This is a genomic window from Deltaproteobacteria bacterium (assembly GCA_029860075.1).
Classification (GTDB): domain Bacteria; phylum Desulfobacterota; class JADFVX01; order JADFVX01; family JADFVX01; genus JAOUBX01.
This window is the reverse complement of sequence record JAOUBX010000018.1, coordinates 18646-34799: the sequence shown is the minus strand read 5'-3', so window position 1 is coordinate 34799 and position 16154 is coordinate 18646. Positions and strand designations below refer to the sequence as shown.

At 42.8% G+C, this 16154-nt stretch carries 21 protein-coding genes; 8 read left to right on the top strand and 13 right to left on the bottom strand.

Features of this window, described 5'->3' with window-relative positions; all coding sequences use genetic code 11:
* Nucleotides 1-2 precede the first annotated feature (2 nt).
* Nucleotides 3-395 carry an acyl-CoA thioesterase gene (locus tag OEV42_07545; GenBank protein ID MDH3974117.1) on the bottom strand — a complete coding sequence of 131 codons (393 nt, stop codon included), beginning with the start codon at nt 393-395 and terminating at the stop codon, nt 3-5.
* Between the two features lie 47 nt (nt 396-442).
* Complete coding sequence (locus OEV42_07540; protein ID MDH3974116.1) at nt 443-835, bottom strand: response regulator; 393 nt, start codon at nt 833-835, stop codon at nt 443-445.
* A gap of 306 nt (nt 836-1141) precedes the next feature.
* Between OEV42_07540 and OEV42_07535 the strand changes: the two genes are divergently transcribed.
* Nucleotides 1142-1342: a cold-shock protein gene (locus OEV42_07535; GenBank protein ID MDH3974115.1), complete on the top strand. Its 201-nt coding sequence runs from the start codon at nt 1142-1144 to the stop codon at nt 1340-1342.
* A gap of 220 nt (nt 1343-1562) precedes the next feature.
* Here the strand turns inward: OEV42_07535 and OEV42_07530 are convergent, their stop codons facing one another.
* The 8 genes from OEV42_07530 to OEV42_07495 form a co-directional block, all read right to left on the bottom strand.
* The gene (locus tag OEV42_07530) at nt 1563-2072 is read right to left on the bottom strand and encodes a hypothetical protein (protein ID MDH3974114.1); all 510 of its coding nucleotides are present in this window, start codon (nt 2070-2072) and stop codon (nt 1563-1565) included.
* Between the two features lie 721 nt (nt 2073-2793).
* Nucleotides 2794-3177: a C-GCAxxG-C-C family protein gene (locus OEV42_07525; GenBank protein MDH3974113.1), complete on the bottom strand. Its 384-nt coding sequence runs from the start codon at nt 3175-3177 to the stop codon at nt 2794-2796.
* A gap of 104 nt (nt 3178-3281) precedes the next feature.
* On the bottom strand, nt 3282-3488 hold the full coding sequence (locus OEV42_07520; protein ID MDH3974112.1) for a DUF3185 family protein: 207 nt from the start codon (nt 3486-3488) through the stop codon (nt 3282-3284).
* 67 nt (nt 3489-3555) lie between these two features.
* Nucleotides 3556-3978, bottom strand: coding sequence for a hemerythrin domain-containing protein (locus OEV42_07515; GenBank protein ID MDH3974111.1), 423 nt, complete (start codon nt 3976-3978; stop codon nt 3556-3558).
* A 15-nt stretch (nt 3979-3993) separates the two neighbouring features.
* Nucleotides 3994-4368: a hypothetical protein gene (locus tag OEV42_07510; GenBank protein MDH3974110.1), complete on the bottom strand. Its 375-nt coding sequence runs from the start codon at nt 4366-4368 to the stop codon at nt 3994-3996.
* A gap of 89 nt (nt 4369-4457) precedes the next feature.
* Nucleotides 4458-4712 (bottom strand): DUF1456 family protein, encoded by a 255-nt coding sequence (locus OEV42_07505; protein MDH3974109.1) that lies wholly within the window; start codon nt 4710-4712, stop codon nt 4458-4460.
* Between the two features lie 8 nt (nt 4713-4720).
* Nucleotides 4721-4981, bottom strand: a complete 261-nt coding sequence (locus OEV42_07500) for a YajD family HNH nuclease (GenBank protein MDH3974108.1) — start codon at nt 4979-4981, stop codon at nt 4721-4723.
* A 64-nt stretch (nt 4982-5045) separates the two neighbouring features.
* Nucleotides 5046-5525 carry a hypothetical protein gene (locus tag OEV42_07495; protein ID MDH3974107.1) on the bottom strand — a complete coding sequence of 160 codons (480 nt, stop codon included), beginning with the start codon at nt 5523-5525 and terminating at the stop codon, nt 5046-5048.
* Between the two features lie 410 nt (nt 5526-5935).
* Between OEV42_07495 and OEV42_07490 the strand changes: the two genes are divergently transcribed.
* Genes OEV42_07490 through OEV42_07480 form a run of 3 tightly spaced genes read left to right on the top strand, consistent with a single transcriptional unit; the run spans nt 5936 to nt 9275 of the window.
* The gene (locus OEV42_07490) at nt 5936-7330 is read left to right on the top strand and encodes a glycosyltransferase 87 family protein (GenBank protein MDH3974106.1); all 1395 of its coding nucleotides are present in this window, start codon (nt 5936-5938) and stop codon (nt 7328-7330) included.
* Nucleotides 7331-7368: 38 nt separating this feature from the next.
* A complete protein-coding gene (locus OEV42_07485) occupies nt 7369-7893 on the top strand; it encodes a hypothetical protein (protein ID MDH3974105.1) in 525 nt (174 codons plus the stop codon).
* Nucleotides 7893-9275 carry a hypothetical protein gene (locus OEV42_07480; protein ID MDH3974104.1) on the top strand — a complete coding sequence of 461 codons (1383 nt, stop codon included), beginning with the start codon at nt 7893-7895 and terminating at the stop codon, nt 9273-9275. The genes OEV42_07485 and OEV42_07480 overlap by 1 nt, the downstream gene beginning before the upstream one ends.
* A 9-nt stretch (nt 9276-9284) precedes the next feature.
* Here OEV42_07480 and OEV42_07475 read toward each other — a convergent pair whose 3' ends face one another.
* On the bottom strand, nt 9285-9572 hold the full coding sequence (locus OEV42_07475; GenBank protein MDH3974103.1) for an RNA-binding protein: 288 nt from the start codon (nt 9570-9572) through the stop codon (nt 9285-9287).
* A gap of 97 nt (nt 9573-9669) precedes the next feature.
* Nucleotides 9670-10185, bottom strand: a complete 516-nt coding sequence (locus OEV42_07470; protein MDH3974102.1) for a DUF4124 domain-containing protein — start codon at nt 10183-10185, stop codon at nt 9670-9672.
* A 227-nt stretch (nt 10186-10412) separates the two neighbouring features.
* Here OEV42_07470 and OEV42_07465 point away from each other — a divergent pair, with 227 nt between their 5' ends.
* A complete protein-coding gene (locus tag OEV42_07465; GenBank protein MDH3974101.1) occupies nt 10413-11027 on the top strand; it encodes a PHP domain-containing protein in 615 nt (204 codons plus the stop codon).
* Here OEV42_07465 and OEV42_07460 read toward each other — a convergent pair.
* Complete coding sequence (locus OEV42_07460; GenBank protein MDH3974100.1) at nt 11012-12166, bottom strand: deoxyguanosinetriphosphate triphosphohydrolase; 1155 nt, start codon at nt 12164-12166, stop codon at nt 11012-11014. The genes OEV42_07465 and OEV42_07460 overlap by 16 nt on opposite strands.
* Nucleotides 12167-12278: 112 nt before the next feature.
* On the opposite strand from OEV42_07460, the gene OEV42_07455 reads away from it, so the two are divergent.
* The 3 genes from OEV42_07455 to OEV42_07445 are packed head-to-tail and all read left to right on the top strand — an operon-like array spanning nt 12279 to nt 16065.
* Complete coding sequence (locus tag OEV42_07455) at nt 12279-13211, top strand: bifunctional riboflavin kinase/FAD synthetase (protein ID MDH3974099.1); 933 nt, start codon at nt 12279-12281, stop codon at nt 13209-13211.
* The gene (locus tag OEV42_07450) at nt 13208-14221 is read left to right on the top strand and encodes a flippase-like domain-containing protein (protein MDH3974098.1); all 1014 of its coding nucleotides are present in this window, start codon (nt 13208-13210) and stop codon (nt 14219-14221) included. Before OEV42_07455 ends, OEV42_07450 begins: the two co-directional genes overlap by 4 nt.
* Nucleotides 14218-16065 carry a DUF2723 domain-containing protein gene (locus OEV42_07445; GenBank protein ID MDH3974097.1) on the top strand — a complete coding sequence of 616 codons (1848 nt, stop codon included), beginning with the start codon at nt 14218-14220 and terminating at the stop codon, nt 16063-16065. Before OEV42_07450 ends, OEV42_07445 begins: the two co-directional genes overlap by 4 nt.
* Nucleotides 16066-16154: the final 89 nt, after the last annotated feature.

Genomic DNA, 16154 nt, shown 5'->3' with positions numbered 1-16154 from the left:
TTTCAAAAGAGATGCACTATTTCATCGGGGACAAAGGGCCGTCCTTTTTCATTTACCGAAGTGCCGGTGATCCTCGCATTCATTATAAGCCTGTTATCACAGTACCTGTAAACATCCTGAAGGAATTCAAACCTTACCCTTGACGGTTTGTTTGTATTTATTCCAACCCAGAATTCATCTCCGCTCCTTAAAGGGAGCTTGTAATCCAGTTCAGCCTTTACAACAACAAGGTTTACATTATTCTTTGCAAGCGCTGCAAAGTTCACTCCTGCTTGCAGCAGAAATTCATGCCTCGCATGCTCCAGGTAATTCTGGTATACACCGTTATTTACGACACCCTGAATATCGCATTCATAATCTCTAACCTTAAAATCCAACCTGAAACTGTAGTCCATTTTTTCCTCATCATTTTTTAGTATATTTTTATTTAGACCTTCTCCCGTTAACTGCCGCATTTTGTCTGCAAAGCGCTGAAAACCATGTCGAGGACAGCTTTTTGACGGACTTCATGCTTATTGAGTACGGCAAGGCAACTCCCCATAGGGAATATTTCGTGAAGATAATCTGCATCACGGCCGGAAAGAATAATTATTCGGCTTTTATTAATACCTAAACTCTTTGCGTAAGAAAGAATCTTGCCACCATCAAGGCCGGGCATTTCAAGATCAAGAAGGAGGAGGTCGAGATCAGCGCTGATTGCAGCCAGACCTTTTACAGGATCTTCACAACCATTCACATGAAGGCAGGGGTAATTATCCCTCACATATTTCTTTATAATTTTGAGGAAAGAGGCATCATCATCAATTATAAGTACCTTTCCTTGTCCTTCTTCCATGCTATCAGCCATAACGCTATAATATTTTCAATTTGCAAAGCTTGAGTCAACAAAAAAATGAATACGTCGTCACAAAGAAAATAACTTTGCTTTTGTAAAATTATATGATAGAATTCATAAATCTGTGCAGTGTTTGATTGTAGTCAAGAAGTACATAAAAGTAAACCGCACAATCTGAGCAAAAAGAATGTGCGGTTTTTTTGTATGCAGGACTTGTTTAAATGTTGCACCCCGGTATTATTTCTATCTATCGGGTAAATTATTAAATGGTTCCCCAGGGGAACCAAAAGTAAAGGAGTAGTAAAGATGCAAGAAGGAAGAGTAAAGTGGTTTAATGATTCAAAGGGGTTCGGTTTTATTGAGCAGGACAATGGCGGCGATCTTTTCGTTCATTTCTCTGCCATTAAAGGCGATGGGTTCAAATCACTGCAAGAAGGCGCAAGGGTTCAGTTTGAAGTTGTTGATGGCCCCAAAGGCCCTGCTGCCGATAACGTTGTAATGATCTAGGTATCACGGAAACAACAATTAACAGGCCCTGCAATTTGCAGGGCCTTTTTTTTGCCATAAAGACACTAAAGATAGAACTGAGCAGGAGAAAAGCGAGAAAACCGGTATTAAAAAGCGGTTTACTTGCAGGACCCAGGCTTCATTCAAAATATGCTAATGCCTTCTTTATGGCCTTTGCAGCTATATCGTTAACCATCTCATTTTTTAACTTTTCCCAAGTCTATTTAAGGCCGAAGGCATGGAGATAAAGCAGCGCCGCAACACCCAGGATCTGTCCCATATAAAGAGTCCGCCCCACAATATGCCACCGGCGAAACTGTTTCCTTTTTTTGTCTTCACCGGCAGGAGAGTCAAAGGATTCTATACTGTCACGCAGCTTCCATAACCTTTTAGACACTATTTTACCAAAAATATAGAAATGCAGAACGGCAACATATGACGCCCACTCTACATGCTGGTAGGAATAAAGAAGTTTACTTTTAAAGTAGAAGAGAAGAAGCATGCAAAGGGCAATAATACGAATGAGAAAGTCCTGCCGCTTTAATATGCGTGATGTAAGGTGAGAGGCCTCCGTATTGGACTCCATATGTTGAAATATATAGGGAATGGCAATGAGTCCGATGCCGATACAACTCCCCCCCCATATCATGAGAAGCGTTGTGTAAATAAAATCGATGTGAGGTTCATAAAGCGAATAATCCATATCCTTCACCTTTGCTTTTTTTATCAAACCAGTTCTACCAGATCATGACAGAATTGTAAATGAAGCTTTTTATTATTTTTCCTCTTTAAAGGCTGAAAAAAACAGCTGCAGACCATAACTTATATATATTTAACATATTTTATTCTAATTATTATCAGAATATTATTTAATTGATGAGTATTAATTTATTTTATATTTATATATAACTATTACAACTATTAATAGTTATAATTTACATATAATTTATAATATCTTAAATGAAATAACGATTAACTTTCAGCCATGTCCCTTTAGGAAATTACAGTGACCTGTCATTTCGAGTGCGCCCGAACAAAGTGACAAGCGCCCTTGGGGTGAAGGGAAAAAGCCTTAAGGTCTATCATTATATTCGAGACAAGGATTTTTCCTCCTGCCTTTCAGAGAGCTCCGGACAGAGTTCTCCGATCAGAGATCTCCGAGCCGAAGTAACAAGTCTTTTGCGTCATTTCAGGCAGAAATAGTTAATGCAAATTTCCAGGGGGACAAGAGGGACTAAATTCATGCCCAACGGCTGTTTCCAGGTTAAAAAAATGAGGAGTAATGACTAATTAATTGAAAAGTATTTCCCAAACATCCCTTTTTTCATAAAGAGAGGAGGCACGAATTGCAACCTTTTGCCTAGATCCAAAGGGATAATGCAAAAGAGTTTTTTTAAGATTAATAGCTATTTATTGAGGACAGGTTGCGACTGAAATAAAAGGCAAAACTTTCACCCTTTTTTTTCGATACTCTCCAGGATTTCAGCCGTTATTCTGGCGGCCTCTGAAGTAAATTCCCTGCACCGGTTGAAAAGCTCCTCTTCCCTGAACTTTTTCTGCCCTTCTTCAGTGCCGAGGTCACACTGGAGAAGTTCTGTACAGTTAGCGGACTGGAAACGGTTTTCAAATCTTTCAATCAGTTTCTGAACGGCGCTGTAATTCCCTTCTATGGAATCTGAAAGGTCCTCACGCCCCAGAAGGAGATTAATGGCGAGAATTCCTCCTGTTACAGCGCCACACATACCCGACGTTCTGGCCATGCCGCTGCAAAATCCGCCGGCAAGCTTTGTCAATAGAGCAGGATCAATGTCACCTTTCCCTGCAACTGCAAGGATGACACTTTCTGCTCAGTAATAACCTGAATTAAAGAGTTCTTCACTCTTTTCCACTATTTTATCCATTTTAATTCCTTTATTGATTAAAGCAGGTTTACCATTTTTTAACGTCTCGGCGCTCTGTATATCAGAAAAAGTCCTATCATGGTACAAACAATTCCGCCGGAAAGAAGGATCAGCACTTTCTCCGGTGGAGCGCCTTTCACCAACTTGGACACCTTTGCCGCAACAGAATAGTATTCTTTATAGGCAAGGGTGAGCATAACAACACCTGCCGTATGAAATAATATACCTGTTATTTTTTTAATCATCCAACATCCTCCCCGAGTAAAGTCAAACTATTAGAGGCGAAAAAACATGTAAATATTATAAATGTTCTCAGTGATGGCATGCCTCTTTGATTTTTCTGAAAACCTCCGGTGCTAAAATATCCTGAGCCCTTTCAAAAAGTATACGTTCTTCAAAGCGAACATGCTTTTCGAGCACTTCGCTAAATTCTTTAAGCAATTCATTACTGCGGCCGCTGCGCTTGGAAATGATACCTCTTAAAAGCTTATGCTCTTCATCGAGCCTGTCTATAAGCTCCGACTCACCGGCATCCCTCATTGCAGGGGAAAGATACATTTCTTCAACCTTGAAATGAGGTTCCAGCTCAGCCTCAAATTTTTTATCGATATCCGCCCATATTTCATCAGCAACATAACCCGCCTTTCCTTCCGAAGCAAGCTTGCCCCTTCGCGCAAGAACCAGTGCGAGATGATGATCCATGGAGAGTTTATGCAGTTCCGCTATGCGCTTCATTACTAATAATCTCCTTTATTGCAAAATATATCCATCTTTCACCATTTCCTCTCTTGCTGCTTCGGCATCCTGTTCCTCTAATGGAACAACCAGGTAGGAAGGCAGTGTAACCGCTTCATCACTTAGCCTGATCACTTCCGATTCAACAAGGCGATCGACAACAGACTCAATAGTCCGTTCAAGATCGGCAGGAGGGGAGCCCTTGTAGCTCCCGGCAAGATATTCAACAAGTTCACCAAGCCTGTGCTGTCCATCAGCAAGAGACACAACAACACCAAGCCAGGGTTCGAGGGCTACCTTCTTGTTTTCTTTAAACCTGTCCAGGACAAAAACATCCTCTCCCTCCCTGGTGAAAATTAAAACACGGTAAAAATATTTAGCTTTATCCATTTTTTTACTCCCAATCATTCTGTCAGGTATTGCATTTTACAAAATTGACCCGCCTCTGTCAGCAACCGATTTTGAGCCTGCTACAAAACTCAGGATTTTACTATTCTTCTTCGGGGCTTCTTTTCCTCTCTCTTGCCCCTGTTGCGAATAATAAGTCCATTAAGGAATCGCCTTAAAAGCTGATCACCGCACTCCTTATAGTTTTTGTGGTCCTCTTTTCTAAAAAGCGCCGAAAGCTCGGACTTTGAAAGCTCAAAGTCTGCAAGTTTCAGGATGTCGATAATATCGGTGTCTTTTAATTCCAGGGCTATTCTCAACTTCTTCAGTATGTCATTATTGGTCACAGTTTTTCTTACCCTTTCTTATTGTCACTGCTTAAATAGTCTCCAAGCAATCCTCTGCTATGCTCATCATCATGGCAATAGACGCAAAGGTTTTCCCAGTTGGAACCGTCGGGAGGATTATTCCTGCTGTTGCCATCTTTATGGTGCACGGTAAGAAGGTGTTTATTTTTATAGTTAAACTCTCTGGCGCACTTGGCACATATGAGCCCGTGAAGTTTGAGGGATGCCTCACGGTAACTGTTTTTCTTCATCTTCCTTCCATTTTTGATCCAGCTATTCCTTCAGGGCAAGGGCATTATTATATTTTTCATTCATAACCAGCCCGGAGAAAAGCTACTTCTCAATCTTAATATGGTGTTCTTCCATATAAGAACGAATTCTTTTCGCATGATCTCTATCATTCCTGTTGAGTTCCTTAAAAATCTCCTCAACTTTGGTTGCCGGACCTTTCTCCATAAACTGCTGAAAATGAGCTTCACCGGCCGCCTGCTCAAGGCTGAGGGCAGTATTAAAAGCCTCCTCTCTTGAAGGAGGCCTCTCTCTATACTTGTCTATAAGAAAAACAACTCCCCTGTTAGCCCACAGGAGGCTCGTAATTGATGAAGGGAAAACTTCTATGGGAAACTTGCCCATGGGATAAAATCGCTCTCTCCCATCCTGCAATAAGGCCGTATGATTTTTTTCCTCAACCGCCAGCTGTCCCCAAAACAGTGAATCGTCAGGTAAAATATCCCGGAACAATTCGTATAATCTGGCCGCATTTAACTCCATATTTATCGCTTCATCAAAGAGTTCATTCAAATCATTACTCATTTCAATTACCTCCTCACGGCAATAAAAAAAGAAATATTATTCAAAACATCTTACAGGCGAAGCAAATGTTACAGTATAACATATAACAGAAGATTAAGTCCTCTCAACCCTCTCCCCGGAATGAACCGGAAAAAGAGAAAAATTTATTCCCCCCCGGGCGTGGAATGATCTGTAATTCATTCCCATCCCTCCCTGTTAAGAGATAATTATCTTTATTTTGTCACTACTGCAAGATGAATAAAAGTGCTTTTTTTGATCAGATTTCTGCATTCATTATTTCTTGACATCCTAAAAACTTACCTGTAGTTTGATTACATCGCATACCTGAATAAAGCCAATGCTATCGCAGCTATCCGGCAAAAAGACAATCAACCCAAAGGAAAAGCCATCTGAACCTCAAAGGGAACAGCGTGAATAGCAATAAAAGAAACATCTCCATTGACACCGTGCTTTTATTGATCCTTGTTATTTCAACAAAAGATATGAACCCTGATAATTTTGCAGGATGGAGAGAAACCTACCCCTGGACTAATTACCTTCTTCCGGCCAAACCTCACCTGGTTCCCATGGGTGATCCATTAAAACCGCTTTATAATTTTATTAAGGTTTTTCTTCTATTTTCCTATCTTCTTGTGGATACCATTGATTTCTCACGGGAAAAGAGGCTTCTGTGGATATACAGAGGGAAGCTCCTCATCATATCTTTACTGGTTTTTATTACCGTCATTGCACCCACATTAAACCTGATTATGGCCAGACATCATATCGGCCCATCAGCCTATGCTCATGATGGCGCTGTCGTTCAAATAGAGGAAGCGGTAAAATTTTTATTGCAGGGGAAGAATCCCTATTCCGTCACTTATGAAAATACACCTGTCAGAGATGCAGTCAATCCCCTTATATGGCAAAAATATGGATTAAAAGAAAACCCCATAATCCATCATTTCCCCTATCCGCCCACTACCTTCCTTTCCACCCTGCCATTTTACGCAGTATCCCGGGGGGTATTCGGCTGGTATGACCAGCGTTTTCTCTACCTCATTGCATTTATCGTTCTCATGGTCCTCGCCTGTAAATTAACAGAGGACAAAACTTCCAGACTTTCCATGCTGGCCCTTTTATCCTTAAATCCTCTCACTGCGGCAGCAATGAAAGAGGGGATGAATGACCTTTTTCTCCTTCTCTGGATCGTTCTTATGGTTTATTTTCTAAAAAAGGGGAAAACCGTTGCTGCGGCCCTAATATTAGCCCTCGCCTGCGGTATTAAACAGATGGCCTGGGTACTGGTTCCCTTCTTCTTCTTATATCTTTTTAGCGAAAAAAAACTTTCCTCTCAAGCCATAAAAAAGTGGCTCCTGTCAAAAGAGATGACAGCCTTTACAATCGTCTTCATGGTCACTTTTCTCCCATTTTTAATGTGGAATTTCCAGGCATTTTGGGGAGATCTATTCTCCTACCATGCGGGAAAAACCTTACACCCCTACCCTATACGGGGAGATTCGGGCTACGGTTTTTCTAATCTTCTTATTCACTTTGGACGGGTAAATAAAGTGACGGACTACTTTCCTTTTACTCTTGTCCAGATTATATTAACCTTTCCCCTCCTTTGCCGGCTTCTATATCAGCAGTTCAAGAGGAACACCTTAGAACGAATGTTAACGGGCTATGCGGTTATGCTCTCCATTTTCCTCTTTTTCGGAAGATATTTTGCAGCAAACTATATCGGTTTTATTCTATCGCTGTTTACCATATCCTTTTTTATGAGCAGTAAAGAAAAAGGAGGTAAAGATCAAGGCCTCTCATAGAAGGTTTCTACTGAACAAATACCTGAACAGTCTCCATAATGATGATCCCATTGGAACCTGACAAATACAAAAAACTCGCTTTAGCCGTTTTATGGTTATGGTTCGGCCTGTCTCTTTATCCGGCCTACGGCAAATATGTCGACTCCTTATCAAAAATCAAGAACTTCAACCAGGAAAATATTAATGTTTTTTTTGTCTCTACGGTCCTTGAAAAATTAAAACCAAAGAAGGAAAAAGCTGTACTCATTATCCTTCCCCCCGGCCTCTTGGCTGATGAAAGGTGGTTTTACCATTTCAGGATACGTTACAGGCTCTATCCCCAAAAGATCGATTTTGCCGAAATCCTGGGGAGAGGAATGTTAAAAAAAGTTTCCTATGACTACAGGAATTACAAAAAACCTCTTCCCCTTTCCCTGGATGCATCCAATCTTCTGCCCTTAAAGACTAAAGACTATACCTACATTATTACCCTTGCCGGAGCAAGGGCACACCTGCCGGGATTCAGTATTATCACCGATGCCCGGGACGTGAGAGCCATCGTTTACAAAAGGAGGTCGCCTTAATGGTGGATCTTTTCATAACATTTTTTTCCCTCTTCTCACTTTGGCTGCTAGGTTTGAATTTCATGGTGGCAACCGGTTTGCGACAGAGCAACAATCAGCTTTTAAGCACTATGGCAGTGGAATTTTGCATAGGCACCGGCCTTCTATACCTCCTTCTCTTTACAAGCTCACTTTTTACAGGCCATCTGGCTCCCTTCATTGTCTACATCCTTCTTTTGTTATTGATAATTTTCAACCTTTTCCGTAAAGGTAAACTTCATTTTAAGAGAGACTTGTTACCGGACAAAAGAGAAGCAGCGGGGCTCCTGTTGACAGGATGTCTCTTTCTCCTCCTCTTCCTTCCCTCACTTCATAAGGGGCTTGAGTGGGATGCATGGGCAATATGGGCCTTTAAGGCAAAAGCATTCTACGTCGATGGGAAAATAAGCAACCCCTTTCTTGCAGATCTTGAACGTTATGCCTACTCTCACCCCGATTACCCCCTCCTTATTCCCCTGACAGAATACTGGATATACTTTCACCTGGGCCATATCAATGATCATGTCGTCAGGCTCGTCCCTCTGGCCTTCTGGATATGTATGCTGCTCTTCTTCTACTCGACGCTTTTAGAGCATATGAAAACATGGACTGCGCTATTAATGCTCATCCTCCTCTCCTTTATCTGGCCCATTACGGATAATGTTCTCATGAGTTCGGCAGACGCTATACAGGCTTTCTACAACCTGGCAGGTATTGTCTGCCTCTTTAACTGGATTGAAAAAGATGAAAAGGCTTATTTCCGGACTGGAGCAATTATTCTGGCATTGGGGATGAATGTTAAAAATGAGGGTCTTGCTTTCTGGGCCTCGACAGCCTCGGCATTACTGCTCCTGTCAGTGATAAAAGCCACTAAAAAAGGGGGAGTAAAACAATTTTACTCCTTTATCAGCTTTGCCCTGACGGGAACCCTGGTTTCCGTTATCTGGATAATGTACAAGAATATGGCCGGCATAGGGAGCGAACTCTTTTCAAAGGGAATTCCCTCGCCGGGAACAATGATTGAAAGATCAGGGGAGATAGTCCTCTTTTATTTGGAACAAATAATCAACACAGGCTATCCGGGGTGGGGTTTATTATGGATATTCATGGCCCTTGCTTTATTAAAAATGTTTACCTGCGGTGATCTGAAAAGAAAAGCTTATCAGTTCTATCTTGCCACCTGTTTTTTTCATATACTCTCCCTTTTCGCCATCTATTGCATTACACCCTATGACCTTGGCTACCATATTCAAACGTCAGGAGACAGAACACTTTTGCAACTCGTTCCCGCATTATTCTGGATAGGAGCAATCTCCCTTTTTTCAGAACAAAACAGGCTTAAGGGGAATCATTGCTCCCGCTAGGCGCCCCACCTAAAATCGCTTTCTCTTTTTTTTCTTACGCTCTATACGCCTGTTGTCACCTGCATCGGCAGCGTTTACCTTAATAATACTCCCCTTAAAATTACTCTTGTTGAGCGCCTTAATTGCCTGATCAGCTTCCGAATTATCAGGCATATCTACAAAACCAAACCCTTTGGACCTTTTCGTAAAATGATCTATAACAAGTTTTACACTTTCTACATGCCCAAACCGGGAAAATGCCTCTCTCAGATCACTTTCTGTAACATCGAAAGGAAGCTTACCCACATACAAATTCATCAATACTCCTTTTCTGCCGGCAGCGTATGATTACAATCCAGCATTTTATTCACAGACAGATTTTGCAGAAAAAACATACACAGCTCGATCAGCACTGCTACCTTTTTTTAAGAGCATTCTCATAAGCTCCTTCCGAAAAACCCAAGATCTTCTTACCGTTAATTACGGCCACCGGTACACCACCGCGCCTGTTCAGTTCCTTAAGGCGGCGGGCTGCATTTTTATCCTTTTCAACATTATACTCTACAAAGCTAATGCCACGGGCATTAAAAAAAGCCTCTGCCTTTTTGCACCACCCGCACCAGCTTGTCACATAGAGTTCCACTTTCTGGTTTTGCGAATACCTGACTTTTTTCTTTTTATCATCATCAGACTCTCCCGATTCGGAATTAGGGTAGTAAGACCTAACTTCACTTTCTTTACTTGAATCGACGTAATTGTTAAATTCAAGGTCTTCATCCGACAGGGTTTCAACCTCCCCTGGACTAACACCGTCAGGTTTATAATCCTGAAAATGAATAACCCCCTTTTCATCAACCCATTTGTAGGTTTCACCATAAGTGATTGCCGAGAGAATCAGCACGGCAAAAGAGGAAAGCATCGTAATTTTCAAAAAAGACTTCACTTTCTCATATCCTAAAAAATCACTCACCGTCAGGGGGTAAAGTAAAATAAAAGATAATCGCTGCAAACGCAAAGAATGCGCCCGACAGGGTTTCAATTTATCACTTTCATATGAAATTTTATACAAAAAATGAAACGATTTCATGAAAATTATTATCAAATAAGGAACAGTTCTCAAAATCAAAGGGTAAATGCCTGATAAAATAAAGGAGAAATATGTTACTTGAAATGCACTGCCATACATTGAGGCACTCTCCTTGCAGCGACGTTGACCCTGTTACTCTTGTCAGGCTGGCCATGAAAAGGGGCCTTGGCGGAATTGTCCTTACGGAGCACCACTATCTGTGGCAGGAGGATCAACTCCGGTGGTTAAAAAAGAAGTCTCGTGCCGGGAAGGACTTTTTAATTCTGTCGGGCCAGGAGGTGGGAACCGATAAAGGCCATGTCCTTGTTTATGGCGCAGACAAAACCATCGATGAAATCTTTACCATGGAAGAACTAAGAGAAGGCTTTCCCCGGGCAGCCCTCGTCTGGGCCCATCCCTTCAGGTGGCACGGATGCCCCACTGACGAAGAACTAACGAGCCCGCTATTTGACGGCATAGAGGTACTTAACAGCAATCAATCACCCGGTGAAAATTCACTAAGCCTTGATTCATGGAAAAGACTCTCCTTTAACGCCATCGGCGGAAGTGATACTCACAGTAAAGACCAGGCGGCAACATTCCCCACACGTTTTGAGAAGGCCATAGAAACGATGGAAGATCTGGTGCGGGAGATTAAGGCAAGGCGCTGCAAACCGGCAGAAAGAAACCTTTATACCCTTTCGTAAGGGTCGAAAAGTTTTTTATACTCATCAAGGGCATAACGGTCCGTCATACCTGCAATATAGTCGGCAATAATTCGCTCCTTGTTGTCCCCTTCTATCTGGCAATACACGTGGGGGGGAAGCTGTTCCGGCGCGCTGCGGTAAGTAAGAAAAAGTTCCGTCATAAACTTGTTGGCTTTTTCTGCCATCCTTATGACACGGTAGTGTTTGTAGAGATTTTTTCTTAGAAAAAGTTTAAGCTCCCGGTTCATCTCCAGCACCCTGGGGCTAAAAGAAACAATAGTCTCCCTGCAACTTCTTGCATCGCCGACAGTCTCAATACGGAAACGCTTAATATTAGAGGAGATATTTTCGATAAGATCGGTAACGAGTGTATTGATAATGTACCTTACCGTCTGATGTCTTTTCACTTTGGCAGGGTGGTCAGGCATCTCTTTCATGACACGCTCGTAATTATCTCTCCAGAGCGCAACATTACCGATCTGGTCAAGGGTTATCATCTCCGATGTAAGGCCGTCATCGATGTCATGGTTGTTGTAGGCCACTTCATCGGCCAGGTTTACTATTTCAGCTTCAAGGGTCGGTTTAAGTTCAGGCTCAAACTCTTCAAAGAGCTCGGGGTGATCATGCTCCGAAGAATGCTTGATAATTCCCTCTCTCACCTCCCAGGAAAGGTTGAGTCCTTTAAAATGGGGATATTTGTCCTCCAGGCAATCAACGACCCTCAAGCTTTGCAGGTTATGCTCAAAACCGCCGTGATCTTTAATGAGTTTATTGAGGATGCGTTCTCCCGAATGGCCGAAAGGCGTATGACCGAGATCATGGGCCAGGGCAATAGCCTCTGCAAGGTCTTCATTCAGCCTGAGCGACCTTGCCATTGTCCGTGTAATCTGGGCAACTTCAAGGGTATGGGTAAGGCGGGTCCGGTAATAGTCACCTTCGTGATTAACAAAAACCTGTGTCTTGTATTCGAGCCGCCTGAAAGCGCTTGAGTGGATAATCCTGTCACGGTCCCTCTGGTAACAGGTACGCATGGGATGCTCCGCCTCATCGTGCTTTCGCCCCCTCGAATCAGCCGACTTCATGGCATAGGAAGCAAGCTTATGCCCTTCAATTTTTTCCAGTTCTTCTCTCGTCTGCATGCCCGTAGTTTAGCCGACCAGTCATCACAGGTCAAGCCCGCAAAATGCTTTGACAAAGGTAAGCTCATTCAGTAAGATAAACCCCTTATTCTGACTGGAGGATTGCTTGATAATGAAGGTTTACCGGGGGGTGGAAGGACTTGAAGGAAAGTTTAATTCTCCCGCCCTTACCCTCGGCAACTTCGATGGTGTCCATAGGGGCCACAGGAAAATATTTAAGCAGTTGAGGTCAAAGGCGGATGAAATGGGAGGGGAAGCCGTCATTTTTACTTTTGACCCTCACCCTGTGAAAGTTTTAAGGCCCGATGAAGGCCCGAGCCTTATTTCTCCCCTTCCTGAAAAACTGAAACTGCTGGAAGAATCAGCTGTCGATGCCGTTATTTTAGCCGATTTTACCCGGGCTTTTGCCGAACAGCACCCTGCTCAATTTGTCAGGGAAATTATTCACGAAAGGATTAAGGCCGGACATGTTATCGTAGGCCATGACTTTACATTCGGAAAAGGGAAGGAAGGCACTATCGGTTCACTTAAACTACTGGGCGAGGAACTGGGCTTTCATGTTGAAGTCATTGCTGCCGTAAAATTAGACGGTCAGATCGTCAGCAGCACCCGCATCAGGGAATTGATCAGGAAAGGTGACGTCAAAGAAGCGGCCAAGCTGCTTGGTCGCTGTCATTACGTTACAGGTGAAGTTATCGAAGGCCATGGACGGGGAAAGCCCCTTGGATTTCCAACGGCAAATCTCGATTACCGTGCAGAACTTATACCTGAAGATGGGGTCTATGCCGCCAAAGCAGAAATTGAAGGAAAAATGTATGGCGGCGCAACCAACGTGGGCACAAACCCTACTTTCGGTGATGAGAAAAGATCTGTTGAAACGTATATCTTTGATTTCAATGAATCACTTTATGGAAAGACAATGAAGGTCTCTTTTGTTGAGAGAATCAGGGGAGAAATTGCTTTTAGCAGCCCCCATGAACTGGCCGGGCAAATAAAGAGGGATATTTCTAAAGTCAAGACCGCTTTAAACAGGGCTGACCATTGAAGATTAAAGTCTGGCTCGGAATCGGAATAAGCGCTTTTTTTATCTGGCTCACATTAAGGGAAGTCGACTTTTCGGTCCTCCGGGTGGCAATAAAAAAAGCGAACCACCTTTACCTTATTCCAACTGTGATCGTTATCCTGTTTCAATTTTACTTAAGAGCGGTAAGATGGGGATATCTTATGGAACCGGTTAAAAATATCAGACAGTTGAGCCTCTTTTCGGCCACATCTATAGGCTATATGGCTAATAATATTCTGCCGGCCAGGATAGGAGAACTTGCCAAAGCCTATGCTATCGCAAAAAAAGAGAAAGTGAGTTTCAGTTCATCTTTTGCCACCATCATTATCGAGAGACTTCTCGACCTTTTCTCCCTTTTTATAATCATGCTTGCCGTCATGTATATTATAACCTTTCCAGAGGGCAAATCAGAGACGGAGAGCTTGATAAAGAAGGGAACAATCGGCGTTTTTATAGTTTTCACAATGATGACTGCCGTCATTATTTTTTTTAAAAGAGAAAAGGCATTTTTTAAGAAAATGATTTTTACAATAATCAAACCGCTTTCATTAAAGCTTGCAGATAAGGCCAATCACTTTCTCGACTCTTTTTCAGATGCCCTTTCAGTACTGGGCAAGGAAAAACATCTTGGCATGATCCTAATATATTCAGCCGTTATCTGGCTTTTGTCGGCGCTTCCCATTTATCTGCTTCTCCTTTCTTTCGGTTATAATCTCCCTTTTTCCATTTCTTTCTTTATACTGGTTCTAATCGGGATCGCCGTATCTATTCCCTCTGCACCGGGATTTATAGGGACCTTTCACTTTGCCTGTGCCAAAGGTCTTGAATTATTTAACGTTCCCGGTGAAGAGGCAATATCCGTTGCGATTATATTGCATGCAATTAATTTTTTCCCCATTACATTGATCGGCTTTTTCTTTCTCTGGAAGGATAATCTCTCCCTGACGGAAGCCGTCAGCGTGGAAGAAAAAGCAGAGGAGGCCACCACTTGAAATCAGGAAAACGCTATCCCGCAATTGCTTTTTTAACATCTTTTGCCGTCTACCTGCTTACCCTTGCCAATACGGTATCTTTTTTTGACAGCGGCGAACTCATTTCTGCGGCAGCAACACTGGGAATAGCCCATCCCCCCGGCTATCCTCTCTATGCCCAATGGGGCCATTTATTCTCCTACCTTCCCCTGGGCAACCTGGCATTCCGGATAAATCTCGCTTCAGCCGTTTTCGGCTCTCTTGCCGTAATGATCATTTACCTGCTGACCCATCATCTGATTTTAAAGGCCTTTCCTCATATTACCGGCAATATAAAGGTAAAGCTTACCTCTCTTTCGGCAGCCCTGGCCTTTGCATTTTCCCTGAACCACTGGGGGCAGACCAACATGTCAGAGGTTTATGCCATGAACAGCTTCTTTATCGCCCTCATCATTATCACCCTTCTCATGTGGCGCAGGAAAGTTAAAGAAGACACAAGCCTGAAAAACAACAACAGCAAGTACCTCTATTTTTGTGCCTTTTTATTCGGACTGGCTTTTGGTGACCATCACACCATACTTGTTGTTGTGCCTGTCATTTTCTTCATTATCGTTTTAACAAGATGGCAGCTTTTTCTTAATGTAAGGCTTATTCCTTTTCTTCTTTTCTTTTTCATACTCGGTTTCTCCATCTACCTGTATATGCCGGTTAGAGCGGCAGCGGTACTCATTATGAACTGGGGTGACCCTGAAACACTGGACCAGTTCCGCTGGATGTTTTTAAGAGAAGGCTATCCCAAAGGGACACTCTCAAGGGAATGGGGACTCTTTGCGGAACAGCTGAAAACAATAAACCTGCTTTACGAGTTTACCATTGCAGGCTTTGTACTTTTCATTATAGGCCTTATTACATGTATAAAAAGAGGGTGGCCCTATGCTGTTATAACCTTTACCGTACTCATGGTTCTTAGTGTCGGGATCATCATCTACAGTAATGCACCAAAAGCAAATATCTTTCTTTATGAAGCATTTCATACCCCCACTTATATGCTTTTTGCGCCCTGGATTGGCGCGGGGCTCTTCTGGTTGCTATCGATGGTTGACAGGCTCCTTTCGAGACTCTCTGAAGACGAAGAAGAAAAGGGCTACCTTCTTGTCCTGTGGATAATCTTTCTGGCAGCCCTCCCTTCTTATCTCCTCTACAATCACTTCAGCAAAAATGACAGGAGCAGAAATTTTATTGCCTTTGATTATGCCGTTAATGAACTAAAGTCACTCTCTCATAACGGCATACTCTTTACCTGGGGCGACAGCGGCGCATTTCCTCTATGGTACCTGCAATTTATCGAAAAATATCAGGACAAGGCGCTTCTGCTGCACACACCTCATCTGGCATCGTCATGGTATGTTGAAGAAATTCCTTATCTGGCCAAAAGCAGAATAAACAGGATCCCCGAAAACCGCAGGACACCGGGCATGGTAGTTGAAGTCATTGCCAGAGAAAATATGGGCAAAAGAAAATCCTACATAGATTACTCTTCAAAATACTCTTATCCCGTTAACAACCTGGAGTTTGCGCCTTATGGTATCGTCTACAGACAAACCGACAGAAAAGAACCGATCGACATGACCATATGGGATAAATATGTCACGAGAAATCTTCTGTCCAGGAATATCCTCATCGATCTTGATATAGGGAAGGCCATAGCCATCTATGGTTTTTGCCATTATGACAACGGTTATGCGCTGCTGAGAGAAGGCAGACGACAGGAAGCAATTAATTCCCTGACAAAAGCCATTGAGATCGTTCCCAGCCTCCAGGGGAGGGCACAGCGGCTTTTATCCCCCCCCCGTCAGCAAAAATGAGTATAAATATACTTTTGCCATCTTTGCAAGATAATGAAACCGGCCGGCAGAAGCGTTCCCTTGCCAAGGGAGTTTTTCCTTGACTGGCA

Excerpts from the sequence above, each read along its gene's own strand:
- OEV42_07545 (MDH3974117.1), bottom strand. The coding sequence starts at position 395 with ATGGACTACAGTTTCAGGTTGGATTTTAAGGTTAGAGATTATGAATGC.
- OEV42_07540 (MDH3974116.1), bottom strand. The coding sequence starts at position 835 with ATGGAAGAAGGACAAGGAAAGGTACTTATAATTGATGATGATGCCTCT.
- OEV42_07535 (MDH3974115.1), top strand. The coding sequence starts at position 1,142 with ATGCAAGAAGGAAGAGTAAAGTGGTTTAATGATTCAAAGGGGTTCGGT.
- OEV42_07520 (MDH3974112.1), bottom strand. The coding sequence starts at position 3,488 with ATGATTAAAAAAATAACAGGTATATTATTTCATACGGCAGGTGTTGTT.
- OEV42_07515 (MDH3974111.1), bottom strand. The coding sequence starts at position 3,978 with ATGAAGCGCATAGCGGAACTGCATAAACTCTCCATGGATCATCATCTC.
- OEV42_07510 (MDH3974110.1), bottom strand. The coding sequence starts at position 4,368 with ATGGATAAAGCTAAATATTTTTACCGTGTTTTAATTTTCACCAGGGAG.
- OEV42_07495 (MDH3974107.1), bottom strand. The coding sequence starts at position 5,525 with ATGAGTAATGATTTGAATGAACTCTTTGATGAAGCGATAAATATGGAG.
- OEV42_07485 (MDH3974105.1), top strand. The coding sequence starts at position 7,369 with ATGATGATCCCATTGGAACCTGACAAATACAAAAAACTCGCTTTAGCC.
- OEV42_07480 (MDH3974104.1), top strand. The coding sequence starts at position 7,893 with ATGGTGGATCTTTTCATAACATTTTTTTCCCTCTTCTCACTTTGGCTG.
- OEV42_07475 (MDH3974103.1), bottom strand. The coding sequence starts at position 9,572 with ATGAATTTGTATGTGGGTAAGCTTCCTTTCGATGTTACAGAAAGTGAT.
- OEV42_07465 (MDH3974101.1), top strand. The coding sequence starts at position 10,413 with ATGTTACTTGAAATGCACTGCCATACATTGAGGCACTCTCCTTGCAGC.
- OEV42_07460 (MDH3974100.1), bottom strand. The coding sequence starts at position 12,166 with ATGCAGACGAGAGAAGAACTGGAAAAAATTGAAGGGCATAAGCTTGCT.
- OEV42_07455 (MDH3974099.1), top strand. The coding sequence starts at position 12,279 with ATGAAGGTTTACCGGGGGGTGGAAGGACTTGAAGGAAAGTTTAATTCT.